The following is a 3171-nucleotide window of genomic DNA, read 5'->3' as shown; positions in this document are numbered from 1 at the left end:
ATGAATTCAACAGATTGACGGGTTTGCTGTAAATAGGAACGTTGTTTTAAAGGGGAAGTACAAGTTGCTTCCCCTTATTTATACACAAAGGTTTCAGTAATAAGGAGCAGTTAGAAAAAAAAGGGGGGAATATTAATGGAGTTCTTTAATTGGTTCGCAGGTGTTCTCTGGGGATGGCCCATGATGATTTTGATTTTTGCATGCGGCCTTGTTTTTAGTGTACGGACAGGTTTTTTTCAGATTTTTCATTTAGGGTATATTTTGCGGAGTACCATAGGTAAGGTTTTAAAGGGAGAAAAGAACGTGGGCGAAGGGGTAATGACCCCGTGGCAGGCTGTTTCCACCGCATTAGCTGGAACTATAGGTAACGGCAATATTGCTGGTGTGGCAACTGCTATCGCTATTGGCGGACCAGGTGCGGTTTTCTGGATGTGGGTTGTCGCGATCTTTGGAATGATGACGAAGATGGTAGAGGTGTCCCTTGCGGTAGAGTACAGAGAAAAGGATGCCCTTGGAAACTTCTATGGCGGACCTATGTTCTATATTGAAAAAGGCCTTGGTCCCAAATGGAAACCTCTAGCACAGTTCTTTGCGGCCATGATGGTCTTGGGAGCTCTTGGTACCGCGGTATGGGTTCAGCCTCATACCATGGGTATGGCCATGGAGACAGCCTTTAATATTCCTCCTATATGGACAGTGACAGCGTCTGTAGCGCTTACTGCACTTGTTATCATAGGAGGTTTCAAAAGAATAGGCTCTTTTTGTGAGAAGCTTATTCCCTTTATGTGTCTTTTTTATATCATCGCTTCTCTTGGAATAATAATTGTGAACATAGCGGATCTTCCAAGGGTTTTTGCACTTATTTTTGAAAGTGCCTTTAAACCTGCTCCAGCCATCGGTGGATTTGCGGGATCGACTATATTGTTAACGATGAAAAGAGGTATGTCCAGGGGCATGTTTTCCAATGAGGCAGGAATGGGATCTGCCCCTATGGTACATGCTACTGCCATAACCGATCATCCTATTCGTCAGGGTCTATATGGTGCCTTTGAGGTCTTTACCGATACAATAATAGTGTGTACCATGACAGCCCTCGTTATTCTTACTGCAGCTCCAGATGTCTGGCATAGCGGTCTTAATGGTGTCGAACTCACCTTCTCGGCCTTCCAGCAACTTTATGGAGGATGGGGAACGGCAATAGTGGCAATAGGGGTTTTGCTTGCGGCCTATTCCACTATGGTAGGTTATTATATAGAATATGAAACGTCAGTTGTCTATCTTTTTGGACAAAAAGCAATCCGTTTCTTTCGATGGATCTACCTCATCCCTCCCTTTATTGCAGTAAGTCTTTCAGTAGAGTTTGTATGGACAATAGTAGATGTTTCTACAGGAATAGAGGGTATCCCCAACATGCTGGCCCTTCTTCTCCTTAGCGGCAAGTTTGTTCAATTATTCAACGATTTTAAAAAGAAGGAAAAACTATAAACCAAGGATTAAAGGGGTAGGGATTCCTCTCTTGTCAAGAGAGGAATCCCTACCCGTGCAGAGATGAAAGGAGCGAATAGAAGTGGGATTTCCAGTAAAGTTACAATGTGTTCTGTGCGGAAAAGAGTACGACCCGCAAAATGTGAAATATACGTGCCCTGTTTGCGGCCAGGATGGGACCTTGGATGTTCTCTATGATTATGATGAGGTTTCTCGCATTCTGACTCGCGAAAGCCTCAAAAAAGACCCCACTCCTTCTTTATGGAGATATGAGCCTCTTCTTCCAGTTATAGATTCAAAGAACATTCCCTCCCTGATGGTGGGATGGACGCCTCTTTACGAGAGTAAAAGAGTAGCTGAAAAATATGGCGTATCTAAGGTGTTCATTAAAGATGATGGGAGAAACCCCACAGGATCTCTGAAAGATAGGGCCAGTGCTGTTGGTGTAGCCAAAGCTCTGGATTTTAAATATACAACAGTAGCATGTGCCTCTACTGGAAACGCGGCAAGTTCTTTGTCTGGTTTTGCAGCGGTGGCAGGTCTGCCCAGCTTTATTTTCGTACCGGAAAAGGCTCCCGAAGCTAAGGTTGCGCAGCTTCTTGTCTACGGTGCAACAGTTGTTCTGGTGCAAGGTGACTATAGTGATGCTTTCAACTTGGCAGCGGCGGCTATCGAGCGCTACGGCTGGTACAACAGAAACTGTGCTATCAACCCCTACCTTGTGGAAGGCAAAAAGACCAGTGCTCTGGAAATAGCAGAGCAACTTGGGTGGCAGGTGCCCGACCGTGTCTTTATATCTGTTGGTGACGGCTGTTGCATAGGCGGCTTATACAAGGGATTCTGGGATCTTTTAAATCTTGGCTTTATTGACCATATGCCTAAGATTGTTGGTGTTCAAGCTGAAAACGCCTCTCCCATCTATGAAGCTTTCAAGGCAGGAGCGGAGCGGGTTTTGTTTGGTTTTGTAGATACCGTGGCAGATAGCATTTCGGTTGGAGCCCCTAAAAACTGGGCCAAGGCTCTCAGGGCAGTACGAAAGAGCAATGGTGATATGGTAACGGTTTCAGATGAAGAGATTCTTTCTGCCATACCCGAAATGGCGAGGGCTACGGGCGTATTTGGCGAACCAGCAGGAGCCGCTGCTTACGCGGGCTTTAGAAAAATGGCAACCCAGGGACAGCTTGATAGAGACGAAACCGTGGCTATTGTGGTTACAGGAAACGGTTTAAAGGATATTCAGAATGCCCGTAAAGCAGCGGGAAAACCATTGTCTGTGGCTCCCGATATTGAAGCCTTTGAAAAACTATTGCAGAGTGACGCTGCCACCTCCTTATAAGATCAAGCAAGCTCTTTATAATATTTTTATTATGTTTCTTATAAATAATTGATTATTGCAAGTAATAATATTAGAGGTATCCTTGTATATAGAAGCTGATTACATCGTGTAAATACTTTATATGTACTTGGCATTAGACTTTTCTATACAGATTTGGTTTTAGTTGATTTCTCTTCCCATTGTTTCAGAAACGATCTTTTTTACGAGCTGTTTGTATCGCGCTTACGTTTTTAAAGTGTAAGGTTAAATCGGAACGCAACTCCATTTTAGATTGGTAACAGATGCAAGGTCTTATATGGAGTAAGGGTGAAGAATGCGAATATAAACGAACAGGAGTGAAAGCGAATGAT

Annotated in this window: 2 protein-coding genes; both read left to right on the top strand. The window is 44.0% G+C overall.

Annotation, left to right across the window (positions count from 1 at the left end; genetic code table 11):
• Window positions 1-135 precede the first annotated feature (135 nt).
• On the top strand, window positions 136-1485 hold the full coding sequence (locus B2U56_RS09465; protein WP_286953611.1) for an alanine/glycine:cation symporter family protein: 1350 nt from the start codon (window positions 136-138) through the stop codon (window positions 1483-1485).
• 82 nt (window positions 1486-1567) lie between these two features.
• The gene (locus tag B2U56_RS09460) at window positions 1568-2821 is read left to right on the top strand and encodes a threonine synthase (protein WP_286953609.1); all 1254 of its coding nucleotides are present in this window, start codon (window positions 1568-1570) and stop codon (window positions 2819-2821) included.
• Window positions 2822-3171: the final 350 nt, after the last annotated feature.

The organism is Aminobacterium sp. UBA4987, from assembly GCF_002396985.1.
Classification (GTDB): Bacteria; Synergistota; Synergistia; order Synergistales; family Aminobacteriaceae; genus Aminobacterium; species Aminobacterium colombiense.
The sequence above is the reverse complement of the archived record's forward strand: the minus strand, read 5'-3'. Positions and strand labels throughout refer to the sequence as shown.

Excerpts from the sequence above, each read along its gene's own strand:
- B2U56_RS09465 (WP_286953611.1), top strand. The coding sequence starts at position 136 with ATGGAGTTCTTTAATTGGTTCGCAGGTGTTCTCTGGGGATGGCCCATG.